The sequence below is a fragment of the Kluyvera intermedia genome, from assembly GCF_021440345.1.
Lineage (GTDB): Bacteria > Pseudomonadota > Gammaproteobacteria > Enterobacterales > Enterobacteriaceae > Kluyvera > Kluyvera intermedia_A.
Genome location: NZ_JAKCNS010000057.1, coordinates 1 through 15,651, shown reverse-complemented (window position 1 = coordinate 15,651; position 15,651 = coordinate 1). Strand labels below are relative to the sequence as shown.

Genomic DNA, 15,651 nt, shown 5'->3' with positions numbered 1-15,651 from the left:
ATGGTGCAAACAAGCTATCGTGGTGCAGCCCTTTTGCACTATGGTGCGCATGATAACGCCTTTTGGGGGTAATTTAAAAGTTGGCACAGATTTCGCTTTATATTTTTTAGGGCAACAACGCCACTTTAAGCAGTGATTGAAGACCTCGTTACCACGACGACAATGATAAATCCGGGAGATGTTAAGTATGTCCGCTGAACACGTTTTGACGATGCTGAACGAGCACGAAGTGAAGTTTGTCGATTTGCGCTTCACCGATACCAAAGGTAAAGAACAGCACGTCACTATTCCTGCTCATCAGGTGAATGCCGAATTCTTTGAAGAAGGCAAAATGTTTGACGGCTCCTCAATCGGCGGCTGGAAAGGCATTAACGAATCAGACATGGTTCTGATGCCAGATGCTTCTACTGCGCTTATTGACCCGTTCTTTGAAGAGTCTACCCTGATCATTCGTTGCGACATCCTGGAACCAGGTACGCTGCAGGGCTACGACCGCGACCCGCGCTCCATCGCAAAACGTGCTGAAGAATACCTGCGCGCTACCGGCATCGCGGACACCGTTCTGTTCGGGCCAGAGCCAGAATTCTTCCTGTTTGATGACATTCGTTTCGGCGCATCCATCTCCGGTTCCCACGTGGCTATCGATGATATCGAAGGCGCATGGAACTCCTCCACCAAATACGAAGGTGGTAACAAAGGTCACCGTCCTGGCGTGAAAGGCGGCTACTTCCCGGTTCCTCCGGTCGATTCTTCCCAGGACATCCGTTCTACCATGTGTCTGATCATGGAAGAGATGGGTCTGGTTGTTGAAGCACACCACCACGAAGTGGCAACGGCTGGCCAGAACGAAATCGCAACCCGCTTTAACACCATGACCAAAAAAGCGGACGAAATTCAGATCTACAAATACGTTGTGCACAACGTGGCTCACCGCTTCGGTAAAACCGCGACCTTCATGCCAAAACCAATGTTTGGCGATAACGGTTCCGGTATGCACTGCCACATGTCTCTGTCCAAGAACGGCGTAAACCTGTTCTCCGGCGACAAATACGCAGGCCTGTCTGAGCAAGCGCTGTTCTACATCGGTGGTGTTATCAAACACGCTAAAGCGATCAACGCCCTGGCGAACCCAACCACCAACTCCTACAAGCGTCTGGTCCCAGGCTACGAAGCACCTGTTATGCTGGCTTACTCTGCCCGTAACCGTTCTGCTTCTATCCGTATCCCAGTGGTTGCTTCTCCGAAAGCACGCCGTATTGAAGTGCGCTTCCCGGATCCAGCGGCTAACCCATACCTGTGCTTCGCAGCACTGCTGATGGCTGGTCTTGACGGTATCAAGAACAAAATCCATCCAGGCGAAGCGATGGACAAAAACCTGTACGACCTGCCGCCAGAAGAAGCGAAAGAGATCCCACAGGTTGCAGGCTCTCTGGAAGAAGCACTGAATGCGCTGGACGCAGACCGTGAGTTCCTGACGGCTGGTGGCGTATTCACCGATGAAGCTATCGACGCTTACATCACGCTGCGCACTGAAGAAAACGACCGCGTTCGCATGACGCCGCACCCGGTTGAATTCGAACTGTACTACAGCGTTTAATCGAAATTTGAGTTGTACTGTCCAGTTGACGTCGCGCCATGGCCAACAGGCTCTGGCGCAACACCTGGAATTGAGTTGCCGTGGAAACTTTCAGCCCATCTCAGGATGGGCTTTTTTCTCCACCAACAAACTGATCTTTCGCGCTTTTTAGCAATAAAAAGCTATACTGCACTAAAACAGTGCAAGCCTTTTCAGGAGACTGCTAAATGGCAACAGGCGCACTGCCCGATGCTGGGCAGATCCTCAATTCGTTAATTAACAGCATCCTATTGGTCGATGACGACCTGGCCGTTCACTACGCGAATCCCGCAGCACAGCAGCTGCTGGCCCAAAGCGCGCGTAAGCTCTTTGGCACACCGTTACCCGAACTCCTGAGCTATTTCTCGCTGAATATCGGTTTGATGCGGGAGAGCCTGCAAACCGGTCAGGGGTTTACCGATAACGAGGTGACGCTGGTGATCGATAGCCGTTCGCATATTCTCTCGCTCACGGCCCAGCGTCTGCCAGATGGTTATATTCTGCTGGAAATGGCGCCGATGGATAACCAACGCCGCCTAAGCCAGGAGCAGCTCCAGCACGCTCAGCAAATCGCGGCACGCGATCTGGTACGTGGCCTCGCGCATGAGATAAAAAACCCGCTGGGTGGCCTACGCGGCGCGGCACAGCTGCTGAGCAAAGCGTTGCCTGATCCGGCATTAACGGAATACACCAACGTCATTATCGAACAGGCCGACCGCCTGCGTAATTTGGTTGACCGTCTGCTTGGGCCACAGCATCCCGGCACACATGTAACTGAGAGCATTCATAAAGTGGCCGAGCGGGTCGTGAAGCTGGTCTCAATGGAGCTCCCGGATAACATCAAGCTGGTCCGTGATTACGACCCGAGCCTGCCGGAGCTTCCGCACGATCCCGATCAAATAGAACAAGTTCTGCTGAATATTGTGCGTAACGCCCTTCAGGCTTTAGGGCCGGAAGGCGGCGAAATCGTCCTGCGCACCCGTACTGCGTTTCAGCTCACGCTTCACGGCGTTCGCTATCGCCTGGCTGCCCGCATCGATGTTGAAGATAACGGCCCCGGCATTCCATCGCATTTACAGGACACCCTGTTCTACCCGATGGTGAGCGGTCGTGAAGGCGGCACCGGGCTGGGTCTGTCGATTGCGCGCAGCCTTATCGATCAGCACTCCGGCAAAATTGAATTTACCAGTTGGCCGGGCCATACCGAGTTCTCGGTTTACCTGCCAATTAAAAAATAAGGTGTGTTTATGCAACGAGGGATAGTCTGGGTCGTAGATGACGATAGCTCCATCCGTTGGGTGCTTGAACGCGCACTCACCGGCGCGGGGCTGACCTGTACCACGTTTGAAGGCGGGAAAGAGGTTCTGGACGCACTGGCGACCAAAACACCTGACGTGCTGATGTCTGATATTCGTATGCCCGGTATGGACGGCCTGGCGCTGTTAACCCAAATCAAACAGCGCCACCCGATGCTTCCGGTCATCATAATGACGGCGCACTCCGACCTGGATGCCGCCGTTAGCGCCTACCAGCAAGGGGCGTTTGATTACCTACCAAAACCGTTCGATATTGACGAAGCGGTCGCGCTGGTTGAACGCGCCATTAGCCACTACCAGGAACAGCAGCAGCCGCGCAATGTTCAGGTTAACGACCCGACAACCGATATTATTGGTGAAGCGCCGGCGATGCAGGACGTGTTCCGCATTATTGGTCGCCTTTCTCGTTCCTCAATCAGCGTATTGATTAACGGCGAATCCGGTACCGGTAAAGAACTCGTCGCCCACGCGCTGCACCGCCACAGCCCGCGCGTCAAAGCACCGTTTATTGCGCTGAATATGGCGGCCATCCCGAAAGACCTGATTGAATCCGAGCTGTTTGGCCACGAGAAAGGGGCTTTTACCGGCGCCAACACCGTACGTCAGGGACGTTTTGAACAGGCTGATGGCGGCACGCTTTTCCTTGATGAGATTGGCGATATGCCGATGGACGTGCAGACCCGTCTGCTGCGCGTGCTGGCCGATGGCCAGTTCTACCGCGTCGGCGGCTATGCGCCGGTGAAGGTGGATGTGCGCATCATTGCCGCCACCCACCAGAACCTTGAGCAGCGCGTGCAGGAAGGCAAATTTCGTGAAGACTTATTCCACCGCCTGAACGTCATCCGTGTTCATCTGCCGCCGCTGCGCGAGAGACGGGAAGATATTCCGCGCCTGGCGCATCATTTCCTGCAGGTTGCTGCACGTGAGCTAGGTGTTGAAGCCAAACTGCTGCATCCCGAAACAGAAGCGGCGCTCACCCGCCTCGCCTGGCCGGGTAACGTTCGCCAGCTGGAAAACACCTGCCGTTGGCTAACGGTGATGGCCGCCGGACAAGAAGTGCTGATTCAGGATTTACCCAGCGAGCTGTTTGAAGCCAGCATGCCGGACAGCACCGCATCGTCCTCGCTCCCTGATAGCTGGGCAACGTTGCTGGCGCAATGGGCCGACCGTGCGCTGCGTTCCGGTCATCAAAACCTGCTTTCCGAAGCACAGCCCGAGATGGAACGTACGCTGCTAACCACCGCGCTGCGTCATACGCAGGGGCATAAACAAGAAGCCGCCCGCCTGCTCGGCTGGGGTCGCAATACCCTGACGCGCAAGTTGAAAGAATTAGGGATGGAGTAAGGCCAGGGTGAAGTGTAAATATTGCTCGATTCGCGCAAACTGCTGCAATTTTATACTTTACTGTTCCGATGAGTTAAGTATCATGCTGCCCGGCAATCCACGGGGGGACGAAAATGCTTGAATCATTGATTAACCTGGCGTCGAGCGGCGCTGCCGGCCATTCGCCACAAACGGCAATGGCTGCGGTACTTTGCGCGGCGCTGGTCGGGCTGTTTAGCTGATCTTTGTGCGGGACGGCGCTAACGCCCATCCCGCCAAATGTAGTGCAGGCCCGGTAGGCACAATGCCGCCGGGCTGTTCCTTAGATAACCCGTGAGAATTGCTGCATTCGCGCCTTTTGACGCAGGTAAGCGTCAAAGCACATGCAGATATTACGAATTAACAGACGGCCTTTGGCAGTCACCTGAATCCCCTGCTCACCCACATCCACCAGCCCATCTTTCGCTAGCGGCGCCAATAGCGCCAGGTCTTCAGCAAAATATTCACTGAAGTTCAGCTCCCACTGTTTTTCTACCGCCGTGAAATCGAGGCCGAAATTGCAAATCAACGCTTTAATCACATCACGACGAATACAATCATCCCGGGTTAACGCAATACCGCGCCACAGGGCATTCCCCTGCTCAGCGACCTGCTGATAGTAAAGCTTCAGCTCTTTCTGGTTCTGCGCGTAGCTGTCGCCAATCATGCTGATGGCAGAGACGCCCATGCCCAGTAAATCGGTGTCGCCTTGGGTGGTGTACCCCTGGAAATTGCGATGCAGTACGCCTTCACGCTGCGCCACCGCCAGTTCGTTATCCGGGCGTGCAAAGTGATCCATCCCGATGAACTGGTAGCCAGCTTCGGTCAGTGAACCGATGGTCTCCTGCAGGATATCCAGCTTCTGCTGCGCTGACGGCAGATCGGCATCTTTGATTTTCCGCTGTGCGGCGAACAGCGTCGGCAGGTGCGCGTAGTTAAACACGCTCAGACGGTCGGGGTTCAGCTCAGCAACGCGTTTAAGCGTAAAGGCAAAGCTTTCCGGCGTCTGCTTCGGCAAGCCGTAAATCAGGTCGATGTTGGTCGAAGTGAAGCCGATTTCGCGAGCGCGGTTAAGCAATGCAAAGATAAAATCTTCATCCTGTTCGCGGTTAACCAGTCGCTGCACTTCTTTGTTGAAGTCCTGTACGCCCATGCTCAGGCGGTTGAAGCCTTCGCTACGCAGATGGTCAATCACATCCAGTTCGATTTCACGCGGATCGACTTCAATCGAAATCTCGGCGTCGGCATCGAAATGGAAACTCTCACGCAGCAGCGTCATCAGGCGGCTGATTTGCGCCTTATTCAGATAGGTAGGAGTGCCGCCGCCCCAATGTAGCTGGCTGACATGCCGGCCGGAAAACAGCGGCGCGCGCTGGCGAATTTCCTGCTCCAGGACGTCGAGGTATTGATCGGCTTTGTGCTGCTGGCGGGTAACAATTTTATTGCAGCCGCAGAAGTAGCAGAGCTTATGGCAGAACGGTATGTGCACATACAGCGACAGCGGCCGCTCTGGATAACGCGCAACGGCGTTAAGAAACTCACTTTCGCCGAAAGCATCAGAGAATTCCAGCGCGGTGGGATATGAGGTATAGCGCGGCCCGGAATAGTTATATTTCTGGATCAGGGCCAGATCCCAGTCGATTAACTGCACAGACATGCTCACTCCTTGCGATGGTGTCGAGAACGACGACGGCTTGCCGGCATGGCCGCACTACTGCGCCCCAGCCGGTTGCGCAGCCAACTTTGACGCCGCGACAACCGTCGTAGTTTAACGAATAACCACCCCAGATAACATACAACCAAAAGGGTTATAAGCAGGACTGGCAGGCCAATCGGGTGCAAACGTTAGTTTCCACCTCGCAGCAGGCGCATCATGTCTTCCTTGCCCTCTTCTTCCTCTTCTTCTTCGTCATCGTCGTAAGAGAGGCCGAGTTGCTGCATCAGCTCATCAATTCTGTCCAGTTTGGCATCAACCCATTTCTGATCTTCAGCAGACAGGGTCTCATCATTTTCCAGACGTTCCAGCAGCGCATCCAGGCGCTCATCACTCTCCAGCATATCCAGCTCGGCCTGCGGTGAAAGCATAGGTTTCTCGCTCTTCGGTTTGGGCTGTTTAGCGACAGGTGCGTCGGTCACGCCCAGCGCTATCGGTTTTTTACTACCAATACGAGGATCTTTTTGCTGCTTTTGTTTATTGGAGCCGGATGCACCGTCAGTGCCTGACGCGCGGCTGCCTGCCGCGTTGCCACGGTGCTTTTTGTCGTTTTTACGATCGCGAGCTTCCAGGTTCAATTCTTCACGCGTTTTACGACGCTGTTTGCCCGGAGCTTTACTGCGCGGTGCAGAGGTTGGTTTTTTCATGATGTCAGTCTTTAAGCCGTTTTATTCAGTATAGAATTGAGCCGGAATCTAGCAGAAAGCAAACAAAGAAAAAAGGCGACAGAGTAATCTGTCGCCTTTTTTCCTGACTCACAACCCATTACGGGTTCTACATTCCATGTTGGCTTACAACACGCCCTGTTTATCCATTAGCTTTATAACAGTCCCTGTTATTGTTCCCTATCCCTGCGTAGCGTCTCCAGACGCTTGTCATCCTGACAGATTCCGTTGGTCTTCGCCTCCTGGCGTTCCTGACCCCTCATCCTGAGTCTAAATCCTTCTGGCGCCCTTGCCGATGGGTGCTACTTTACAGCGTTGAGTTAAACTAACAAGCGACGAAACGGCGAAAAATAAACAATACAGATTATTACCCAATTGTAATTATATGATTTTAAAGAATTTGAATATTCTATAGTCTGCATCTTCTCTTAGATTTCGCATAGTCCAGATGGCAAATATCTTACAAACGGAAGGGCATGGGCTTACATCCGTTGATGCCTGAGGAAAACCAGCCTTTTTCTACCGATCGGGTATAATCGCCCCCATTGCCTTATTTAACGGAGATAACCGTTTTGACTAACTTGAACTATCAACAGACGCACTTTGTGACAAGTGCGCCTGATATCCGCCACTTACCTTCCGATACCGGAATCGAAGTGGCCTTTGCTGGCCGTTCCAACGCGGGCAAATCCAGCGCCCTGAATACGCTGACCAATCAAAAAAGCCTAGCCCGTACCTCAAAAACACCAGGTCGTACGCAGCTGATTAACTTGTTTGAAGTCGTTGAGGGCAAACGCCTTGTCGACCTGCCAGGTTATGGCTATGCGCAGGTTCCGGAAGAGATGAAGATCAAATGGCAGAAAGCGTTGGGTGAATACCTGGAAAAACGCCTGTGTCTGAAAGGATTAGTCATTCTGATGGATATCCGCCATCCGCTGAAGGATCTCGACCAGCAGATGATCGAGTGGGCCGTCGCGAGCGAGATTCAGGTTCTTGTACTGCTGACCAAGGCAGATAAGCTGGCTAGCGGCGCACGTAAAGCGCAGCTCAATCAGGTACGGGAAGCGGTAATTGCCTTTAACGGCGACGTGCAGGTTGAAGCATTCTCTTCACTGAAAAAACTGGGCGTCGACAAACTGCGTCAGAAGCTGGATAGCTGGTATAACGAGATTCCACCGCAGGAAGAATCAGAAGCAGCAGAAGAGTAGTCCCCGCCATAATCCCGGATAGCGGCGCCTCGCGCCCTGTTCCGGGCCCGTTCTATTCCTTCGTTTAACCTCATCGCTTATCACAATGACTGATGCGAAAAAGTTTTCTTTCGCCCAATAAAAAACGCCCCAGTCATTACTGACTGGGGCGGCTAAAATATTCAGCCAAATCCGATTACGTGAAGTAAAAGGTCTGAAAGATAGAACATCTTACCTCTGTACCCTACGAGATTAACTCTACTCTTTTTTACGTTTCACAGAAAGCATTTTTTGTAGTTTTTTTTCACTTGTTACATAACGAATTCTAATGTTCATCACAAAAATAGATAAGTTATGTTGCTTACTTACATAAAACGACGTTAATCATCGAACACTTAATGCGCTTGATCCCAGTTTTCGCCAGAGCCGACTTCCACCAGCAGCGGGACATCTAGCTGAGTACTGTTTTCCATTAACTCATGAACCTTCTTCGACACCGCATCCACGTCATCTTTATGAACCTCAAAGACCAATTCATCGTGCACCTGCATGATCATACGTACGCGCGGTTTCTCACCTTCTAACCAGCTATCAACGGCAATCATCGCCCGCTTAATCACGTCAGCGGCGGTCCCTTGCATTGGGGCGTTAATCGCCGCACGCTCGGCACCAGCACGGCGCGCGCCATTGCTCGAAGCAATATCAGGCAGATACAGGCGACGACCATCCAGGGTTTCGACGTATCCTTGCTCTTTCGCCTGCGCACGCGTGCGTTCCATATACTCCAGTACGCCAGGATAACGCTCGAAGTACAGATCCATATACTTCTGGGCTTCTTTACGCGGAATGTTCAGCTGGCGCGCCAGACCGAAGGCGCTCATGCCATAGATCAGACCGAAGTTGATCGCCTTCGCGCTGCGACGCTGCTCACCGGTAACACTCTCCAGCGGCATCCCAAACACTTCGGCAGCCGTAGCGCGGTGGATATCCTTACCTTCGGCAAACGCCTTCAGCAGCCCTTCATCACGTGACAGGTGCGCCATGATACGCAATTCAATTTGCGAGTAGTCCGCAGACACAATGACGTAGTCTTCTGGGGCAATAAACGCCTGACGAATACGGCGGCCTTCTTCGCTGCGCACCGGAATGTTTTGCAGGTTTGGATCGGTGGATGAGAGACGGCCGGTCGCCGTCACCGCCTGATGATAGGAGGTATGTACGCGCCCGGTTTTCGGGTTAATCATCAGCGGCAGTTTGTCGGTGTAGGTCGACTTCAGTTTCGCCAGCCCACGATACTCCAGAATCACCTTTGGCAGCGGGTAGTCCAGCGCCAGTTCTTCCAGCACTTCTTCTGAGGTAGACGGCGCACCGCCCGGCGTTTTCTTCAGCGGCTTGATGCCCTGTTTTTCAAACAGGATGGTCTGCAACTGTTTTGGCGAGGAGAGGTTAAATTCTTCACCCGCGATCTCATAGGCTTTCTGCTCCAGCTCAACCAGACGCTTGGCGATTTCCTGCGAGTGCGCATGCAAGACCGTAGGATTAATTTTTACACCGTTGCGTTCAATACGCGACAGTACCGGCACCAGCGGTATTTCAATTTCATTGAAGATGCGCAGCGGCCCTTCTATCTTCTGGAGTTTTGGCCACATTTTCAGATGCAATTGCAGGGTGACATCAGCGTCTTCCGCGGCATAGCGACCCGCTTCTTCCAACGCAATCTGGTTGAAAGTAAGCTGATTTTTACCCTTACCGGCAATCTCTTCAAAGGTGATGGTTTTATGCTTCAACCAACGGTCGGAGAGACTGTCCATATCGTGGCGCCCAGCGACGCTATCCAGCGTGTAGGATTCCAGCATGGTATCAAAGGCAATTCCGCGCAGCTCCACGCCATAATTAGCCAGAATGCCGCGATCGAACTTCAGATTCTGGCCAACCTTCAGCAGGCTGTCATCTTCCAGCAGGGGTTTGAGTAACTCAATCACGCGGTCGCGGGAGATTTGATCCGGCGCATCAAGATAGTCATGGGCAACAGGGACATACGCGGCCACGCCCGGTTCGATAGCGAATGACAGGCCAACCATATTGGCGGAGATATTATCGAGGCTATCCGTTTCGGTATCGAAGGCGAACAGCGGCGCTTTTTTCAGTTTCTCAATCCACGCCAGCAGCGTTTCTTCATCAAGAATGGTGACATAATTTTCTGATGACAGAGTGGTCGCTGTCTCTTCTTCTGGCTCAGCGGCTGTCGCTGCGGCTTGCGCAGGTTTTGCGGCTGGTTTAGCACCTTTGGCCTGCATCCAGGTACCGGACTCGACGTCGGTTATCCAGCGTTTAAATTCATACTTTTTAAACAGTTCCAGCAGTTCATCTGCCGCCGGTGGCGCCACAGTCAGCTGTTCACAGCCCAGCTCCAGCTCAACGTCAGTTTTAATCGTTGCCAGCTTGTAGGAGAGATAGGCCAGATCTTTATTCTGCTCCAGCTTCGCCGCCATGGTCTTCGCGCCTCGGAAGGTCAAGCCAGCGATTTTTTCCGGTTCACCATACAGCGCATCGAGGCCACCCAGGCCCTGCAGCAGCGCCTGCGCCGTTTTCTCGCCCACACCAGGAACACCTGGGATGTTATCTGAGGAGTCGCCCATTAGCGCGAGGAAATCGATAATCAGCTCTGGAGGTACGCCGTATTTCGCGACCACTTCCTCAGGTCCAAGAATAGTATTGGTCATGGTGTTGATGAGCGTAATGCCCGGCGTCACCAGCTGTGCCATATCTTTATCACCAGTGCTGATCAGCACCGGCCGGCCGATTTTTTCGGCTTCGCGTGCCAGCGTACCGATAACGTCATCTGCTTCCACTCCGGAGACCGCCAACAGCGGTAAGCCCATTGCCTTCACCATGGTGTGCAGTGGTTCAATCTGCGCACGCAGATCGTCCGGCATCGGTGGACGATGAGATTTGTAGTCTTCAAACAGTTCATCACGGAAGGTTTTTCCCTTCGCATCAAAAACCACAACCGCATGAGTCGGCTGATACTGCAGGATCAGACTGCGCAGCATATTCAACACGCCATACATGGCGCCGGTTGGCTCGCCTGCACGGTTAGTTAGCGGTGGGAATGCGTGATATGCCCGATAGAGATAAGAGGAGCCATCAACGAGGATAAGAGGGTTTTCTGGGATCTGAACCATAATTTCCGTGCCTGTTTATCAGATTATGGGTAAAGGATGCCACAGACAGCATGAAAACATGAATTTTTCGCCAAAATAACGCGAAAAGATTTAGAGATCTTCGCGATCGCACGTAAAACAAATTGTGGATAAGTTTGTGAATAGTTTTATTTTACTTATAACAAATAATATGTAACCCAGAGTTAAATGAAAAATAATCATTAATTTTCAACTAGTTGATTGTATATCGTCACGATAAATTGTGATCTGAACATAATTCACACAATGTGGATAGACATGGTGGCCTCTTTTCTATTCTGCTAAGACCCATCATTTGGCGCGTTTTCTGGTAAAATCAGCGCCTTGTGTTCTTTTATCTGCACACGTTAAATAACTAACTATCTGAATAAAAAAACTATGTCGAGATTGCTCGCAGCGATAACGCTACCTATTAGTATCGCGCTCACCATTTTACTGACTATATTGTGCTCCATTCCTATCATCCTCGCAGGGATCGTAAAGCTTATCTTTCCTGTTCCGGTGATCTGGCGTTCAGTCTCGGTATTTTGTAATTTTATGATGTTCTGCTGGTGTGCAGGGCTTGCCGCACTGCTGCATTTTAACCCCTGGCTTAAATGGGATATTGAGGGGCTGGATACCTTAAATAAGAAGAACTGGTATCTGCTTATCTGTAACCACCACAGCTGGGCAGACATCGTGGTGCTGTGCGTGATTTTCCGTAACCATATCCCGATGAATAAGTATTTCCTCAAGCAGCAGTTGGCCTGGGTCCCTTTTATGGGGCTGGCGTGCTGGGCGTTGGATATGCCTTTTATGCGCCGCTATTCCCGCAGCTATCTGATTCGCCATCCTGAACGTCGTGGCAAGGATGTTGAAACAACCCGCCGTTCGTGTGAAAAATTCCGCGCGCATCCAACGACTATCGTTAACTTTGTGGAAGGCTCTCGTTTCACGCCAGAAAAACGCCTACAGACCCGCTCGCCGTATAAGAACCTGCTGCCTCCTAAAGCTGCCGGCATCGCTATGGCATTAAACGTGTTGGGATCTCAGTTTGATAAGCTGCTCGACGTGACGCTGTGCTACCCGGAAAACGATAAGACACCGTTTTACGATATGCTGAGTGGGAAGCTGACGCGTATTGTGGTCCGCGTTAATTTACGCTCCATCGATCCAGAATTGCACGGCGATTATGTTGCGGATAAGAACTTCAAGCGGCGCTTCCAGCTGTGGCTGAATGCATTATGGGAAGAGAAAGATCAGCAAATTGCTGCCACAAAAGCAGAATACAAAAACGCCGGTCAGTGACCGGCGTTTTCATTTTATTTCATCTCAACGAGCTGTTTCACGGCATCCGCATACTGAGCCACAAAGACATCCATATTACTGGTGTCCATACCCTGTGGGTTCAGCTGGTATTTACCGTTAACAAACATCGCTGGGACACCCTGCAGCTGAAGGTCGGCGGCTGCTTTTTCTTGCTGAGCAACCATCGATTTCACCACGAAGCTATTCCATGCCGCATCATAATCATCGCCTTTCACGCCAGCGTTGATAAAGACATTACGAATATCGGCAACGGTTTGAACCGTTTGTGTTTTCTGAACGGCTTCAAACATCGGTACAGTCACCTTGTCTTCAACACCCAGCGCCATCGCAACCGCCCATGCCTGAGTCAGATCTTTGCCCAGTGGGCCCAGGAACTCAACGTGGTACTTGGTCATTTTGACGCCTTCAGGAAGCTTTTTCTTCACGTTATCAGAAACGTGCAGAACTTCCTCGAACTGATAGCAATGCGGGCAGTAGAAGGAGAAGAACTCCAGCACCTGCGGCTCACCTGCAACCGGTTTATCGATGGTAATATATTGTTTGCCTTCGGTAATCTGAGCAGCAGATGCGCTGAATGCCAGAATCATACCTGCCAGCGCAAGCCAAACCTTTTTCATAACTCACTCTCTCCTGACTGTGTCGAATTAATACATTGGCGTTAGCTGTAGAGGGGGTTCTTGCAGAACCTTCACCTGCTCAACGAAAGTAGCAATCTGCCGATGCCAGAAATCTTCCCCGGTTAACCAAGGAAAATTTTTCGGAAATGCAGGGTCATCCCAGCGCCGGATAATCCAGGCAAGATAATAAACCAACCGCATTGCGCGTAAAGGCTCAATCAGCGCCAATTCGTCTGAATTAAAGCTGCTGAACTCTTCGTAAGCCTCTACGATCATTTCAAGCTGCATACGTCTCTCAGCAACAGAGCCGTTAAGCAACATCCAAAGATCCTGAACCGCGGGACCATTGCGCGCGTCATCGAGATCGACAAACATTGGACCATCACGCCAGAGAATATTCCCCGTATGACAGTCGCCGTGTAAACGCAGCGCATCAAAACGCCCGTGCCACAGCCCCATGACCGCATCAATAAGGTCATCGGTTGTTTTCAGGAAACGGTCTTTTAACCCTGCGGGGATAAGCGCCGAGTGTTCAAATACGGCACGCGGTTCAATAAGATATTCTTTGACGCCGATATCCGGGCGAGCCGTGAAACGCGATTTGCGTCCCGTCTGGTGTAGGCGACCAAGATAGCGTCCAACCCACTCCATCTGGTCCAGATTATCAGACTCGAACTGCCGGCCGCCCACGCTTGGGAATACGGTAAAGTAGAAGCCGTCATGGGTCAGCAGGGTTTTATCATTAAAGGCGAGCGGGGCCACAACCGGTACATCATCCTGTACCAGTTCCAGCGCAAACTGATGCTCTTCGAGAATCTGCGCGGCAGACCAGCGCTCCGGACGATAGAATTTCACCACCATGCGGCGGCGGTCTTCATCCTGAAACTGGTAAACCCGGTTCTCATAGCTGTTAAGAGGGGTGAGACCAGAATCCACCCGGATGCCCTGTTCAAACAGAGCATCAATAATTGTATCCGGGTGGAGAGTCTGGAAACTGAAAGCCTTGTCGTTCATCCTGACATCCGACTAACGATACGAATGAGTCAGGATATCATTTCGCGGCGGGTTGATCGGCTCTGCTTACAACCTTTTACTCTTTAATCACACCACGAGCGCGTAGCAGCGCGGTTTTGAAATCTTCTTCATAATCTTTCTGAATACCCGGGATCACCGCGTCTTTTGCCGAGTCGCGCATTTTCAGATGGTAGATCAGAATATCGTCCGTTAAATCGGCCAATTCGCCGTCATAGCCTGACTCTTTCGCCAGTTTCTGCAAAAATTGCATAAGATTCAGCTCAGGCTCTTTTTGCCAGGCTGGCTGGAGGAGTTCAATAACTTCATTCAGACGTTTACATTTCATGGTCGTGCTCCTTACGCTTGATAAAGATACGGTAGCAGGGTAAACCCCACAATAAAAGAGGCGATAGTAGTGAAAGCGAAGAGCCAGATAACCGGCGTGGTGCTGGCGGGCGGCAAAGCCTCCAGAATGGGTGGTCAGGATAAGGGGCTAATGCTGCTAAACGGTAAACCGTTATGGCAACACGTGGCCGACCGTCTGCTTCCCCAGGTCAGCAGGATTGTGATTAGCGCGAATCGTAACCTACCCATTTATCAGGCAAGCGGTTTACAGGTCATTACCGACACGCTCTCAGATTATCCAGGACCGCTGGCCGGTATTTTATCAGTAATGCAGCAGACCCCTGACGAATGGTTTCTGTTTTGTCCCTGTGACACCCCTTTTATTCCCGAATATTTAGCTAAGCGTTTAGAGGATAAACGCCTGCAGGCACCCGTCGTTTGGGTTCATGACGGAGAACGCGATCATCCCGCCGTCGTCCTGATACACCGAAGTCTAGCAACCGAAATAAAAGCCTATCTGGCTCGTGGCGAACGTCGCGTTATGGTCTTTATGCGTGAGGTTGGAGGCCATTCGGTAGATTTTAGCGACATGAAGGCGGCATTTCACAATATGAACACTTTGGAAGATTTGCAGCAAAATCAGGTGGCAAAATGATCCCGCTCTTAGCGATTGCGGCCTGGAGCGGTACCGGAAAGACCACGCTTCTGAAGAAGTTGATACCTGAACTCTGCGCGCGCGGGATTCGCCCGGGATTGATTAAGCATACCCATCACAATATGGATGTTGATAAACCAGGTAAAGATAGCTATGAACTGCGTAAAGCGGGAGCTGCGCAGACGCTGGTTGCCAGCAAGCAGCGCTGGGCATTGATGACAGAAACTCCGGAGGAACAGGAGCTTGATCTCGCCTGGTTGGTCAGCCGAATGGATGCTTCAAAATTGGATTTGGTGTTGGTTGAAGGATTCAAGCACGATGCCGTCGCTAAGATCTTACTGTTCCGTGCGGCTGCGGGACATAGCATGAGTGAACTGACTATTGATGAGCATACGATCGCGGTGGCCAGCGATGCCGCATTAAATATTGATATACCGGTGCTGAACCTGAACGATCCGCATGAAATCGTGGAGTTTATTGTGGGTTGGTTATCTCATCGGGATAACTGACGGACGTAAAAGATAGATTGAACAATGCCAGACGGCGATCTAGCTGTCTGGCGCATGCCAACCAGGTCGAAATTAACACCTTATCTGACAACCAACTTACGTCCAGCATCCATTTTTTACCACTGTACAGACGCAAAAAAG

Annotated in this window: 14 protein-coding genes; 8 read left to right on the top strand and 6 right to left on the bottom strand. The window is 51.7% G+C overall.

From position 1 onward, the window contains the following. Positions 1-187: 187 nt before the first annotated feature. The 4 genes from glnA to LZ634_RS16190 all read left to right on the top strand — a co-directional run bounded on the left by glnA (position 188) and on the right by LZ634_RS16190 (position 4,496). The gene (gene glnA, locus LZ634_RS16205; protein ID WP_052284167.1) at positions 188-1,597 is read left to right on the top strand and encodes a glutamate--ammonia ligase; all 1,410 of its coding nucleotides are present in this window, start codon (positions 188-190) and stop codon (positions 1,595-1,597) included. A gap of 206 nt (positions 1,598-1,803) precedes the next feature. Next, positions 1,804-2,853 carry a nitrogen regulation protein NR(II) gene (gene glnL, locus LZ634_RS16200; protein WP_234507108.1) on the top strand — a complete coding sequence of 350 codons (1,050 nt, stop codon included), beginning with the start codon at positions 1,804-1,806 and terminating at the stop codon, positions 2,851-2,853. 9 nt (positions 2,854-2,862) lie between these two features. After that, entirely contained in the window at positions 2,863-4,275 is a 1,413-nt protein-coding gene (gene glnG / locus LZ634_RS16195) for a nitrogen regulation protein NR(I) (RefSeq protein WP_234507106.1), read from the top strand. Positions 4,276-4,388: 113 nt separating this feature from the next. Continuing rightward, positions 4,389-4,496 (top strand): YshB family small membrane protein, encoded by a 108-nt coding sequence (locus tag LZ634_RS16190; RefSeq protein WP_112202478.1) that lies wholly within the window; start codon positions 4,389-4,391, stop codon positions 4,494-4,496. 80 nt (positions 4,497-4,576) lie between these two features. On the opposite strand, the gene hemN is transcribed toward LZ634_RS16190, so the two are convergent. Together hemN and yihI are read right to left on the bottom strand one after the other, a co-directional pair. Further along, complete coding sequence (gene hemN, locus LZ634_RS16185; protein WP_234507104.1) at positions 4,577-5,950, bottom strand: oxygen-independent coproporphyrinogen III oxidase; 1,374 nt, start codon at positions 5,948-5,950, stop codon at positions 4,577-4,579. 188 nt (positions 5,951-6,138) lie between these two features. Then, entirely contained in the window at positions 6,139-6,654 is a 516-nt protein-coding gene (gene yihI / locus LZ634_RS16180) for a Der GTPase-activating protein YihI (RefSeq protein WP_234507102.1), read from the bottom strand. A 590-nt stretch (positions 6,655-7,244) separates the two neighbouring features. Between yihI and yihA the strand changes: the two genes are divergently transcribed. Beyond that, positions 7,245-7,880, top strand: a complete 636-nt coding sequence (yihA, locus tag LZ634_RS16175; RefSeq protein WP_234507100.1) for a ribosome biogenesis GTP-binding protein YihA/YsxC — start codon at positions 7,245-7,247, stop codon at positions 7,878-7,880. 374 nt (positions 7,881-8,254) lie between these two features. Here the strand turns inward: yihA and polA are convergent, their stop codons facing one another. Next, positions 8,255-11,044 (bottom strand): DNA polymerase I, encoded by a 2,790-nt coding sequence (gene polA / locus LZ634_RS16170; protein WP_234507097.1) that lies wholly within the window; start codon positions 11,042-11,044, stop codon positions 8,255-8,257. A 396-nt stretch (positions 11,045-11,440) separates the two neighbouring features. On the opposite strand from polA, the gene LZ634_RS16165 reads away from it, so the two are divergent. Further along, entirely contained in the window at positions 11,441-12,349 is a 909-nt protein-coding gene (locus LZ634_RS16165) for an acyltransferase (protein ID WP_234507095.1), read from the top strand. 14 nt (positions 12,350-12,363) lie between these two features. On the opposite strand, the gene dsbA is transcribed toward LZ634_RS16165, so the two are convergent. The 3 genes from dsbA to LZ634_RS16150 form a co-directional block, all read right to left on the bottom strand. Beyond that, positions 12,364-12,987, bottom strand: a complete 624-nt coding sequence (gene dsbA / locus LZ634_RS16160; RefSeq protein WP_061284800.1) for a thiol:disulfide interchange protein DsbA — start codon at positions 12,985-12,987, stop codon at positions 12,364-12,366. A gap of 27 nt (positions 12,988-13,014) precedes the next feature. Then, the gene (locus LZ634_RS16155) at positions 13,015-14,001 is read right to left on the bottom strand and encodes a serine/threonine protein kinase (protein ID WP_234507093.1); all 987 of its coding nucleotides are present in this window, start codon (positions 13,999-14,001) and stop codon (positions 13,015-13,017) included. 76 nt (positions 14,002-14,077) lie between these two features. Beyond that, positions 14,078-14,347 carry a YihD family protein gene (locus tag LZ634_RS16150; protein WP_052284157.1) on the bottom strand — a complete coding sequence of 90 codons (270 nt, stop codon included), beginning with the start codon at positions 14,345-14,347 and terminating at the stop codon, positions 14,078-14,080. 69 nt (positions 14,348-14,416) lie between these two features. Between LZ634_RS16150 and mobA the strand changes: the two genes are divergently transcribed. Both mobA and mobB read left to right on the top strand, forming a co-directional pair. Next, complete coding sequence (gene mobA, locus LZ634_RS16145) at positions 14,417-15,001, top strand: molybdenum cofactor guanylyltransferase MobA (protein ID WP_320673464.1); 585 nt, start codon at positions 14,417-14,419, stop codon at positions 14,999-15,001. Next, complete coding sequence (gene mobB, locus LZ634_RS16140) at positions 14,998-15,510, top strand: molybdopterin-guanine dinucleotide biosynthesis protein MobB (protein ID WP_234507091.1); 513 nt, start codon at positions 14,998-15,000, stop codon at positions 15,508-15,510. The genes mobA and mobB overlap by 4 nt, the downstream gene beginning before the upstream one ends. The last annotated feature ends 141 nt before the right edge of the window (positions 15,511-15,651 follow it).

What these genes read in the sequence shown, in the direction of transcription:
- mobB (WP_234507091.1), top strand. Translation starts at nt 14,998, where the DNA reads ATGATCCCGCTCTTAGCGATTGCGGCCTGGAGCGGTACCGGAAAGACC.
- LZ634_RS16165 (WP_234507095.1), top strand. Translation starts at nt 11,441, where the DNA reads ATGTCGAGATTGCTCGCAGCGATAACGCTACCTATTAGTATCGCGCTC.
- LZ634_RS16155 (WP_234507093.1), bottom strand. Translation starts at nt 14,001, where the DNA reads ATGAACGACAAGGCTTTCAGTTTCCAGACTCTCCACCCGGATACAATT.
- glnG (WP_234507106.1), top strand. Translation starts at nt 2,863, where the DNA reads ATGCAACGAGGGATAGTCTGGGTCGTAGATGACGATAGCTCCATCCGT.
- hemN (WP_234507104.1), bottom strand. Translation starts at nt 5,950, where the DNA reads ATGTCTGTGCAGTTAATCGACTGGGATCTGGCCCTGATCCAGAAATAT.
- glnA (WP_052284167.1), top strand. Translation starts at nt 188, where the DNA reads ATGTCCGCTGAACACGTTTTGACGATGCTGAACGAGCACGAAGTGAAG.
- LZ634_RS16150 (WP_052284157.1), bottom strand. Translation starts at nt 14,347, where the DNA reads ATGAAATGTAAACGTCTGAATGAAGTTATTGAACTCCTCCAGCCAGCC.
- glnL (WP_234507108.1), top strand. Translation starts at nt 1,804, where the DNA reads ATGGCAACAGGCGCACTGCCCGATGCTGGGCAGATCCTCAATTCGTTA.
- polA (WP_234507097.1), bottom strand. Translation starts at nt 11,044, where the DNA reads ATGGTTCAGATCCCAGAAAACCCTCTTATCCTCGTTGATGGCTCCTCT.
- LZ634_RS16190 (WP_112202478.1), top strand. Translation starts at nt 4,389, where the DNA reads ATGCTTGAATCATTGATTAACCTGGCGTCGAGCGGCGCTGCCGGCCAT.
- dsbA (WP_061284800.1), bottom strand. Translation starts at nt 12,987, where the DNA reads ATGAAAAAGGTTTGGCTTGCGCTGGCAGGTATGATTCTGGCATTCAGC.
- yihI (WP_234507102.1), bottom strand. Translation starts at nt 6,654, where the DNA reads ATGAAAAAACCAACCTCTGCACCGCGCAGTAAAGCTCCGGGCAAACAG.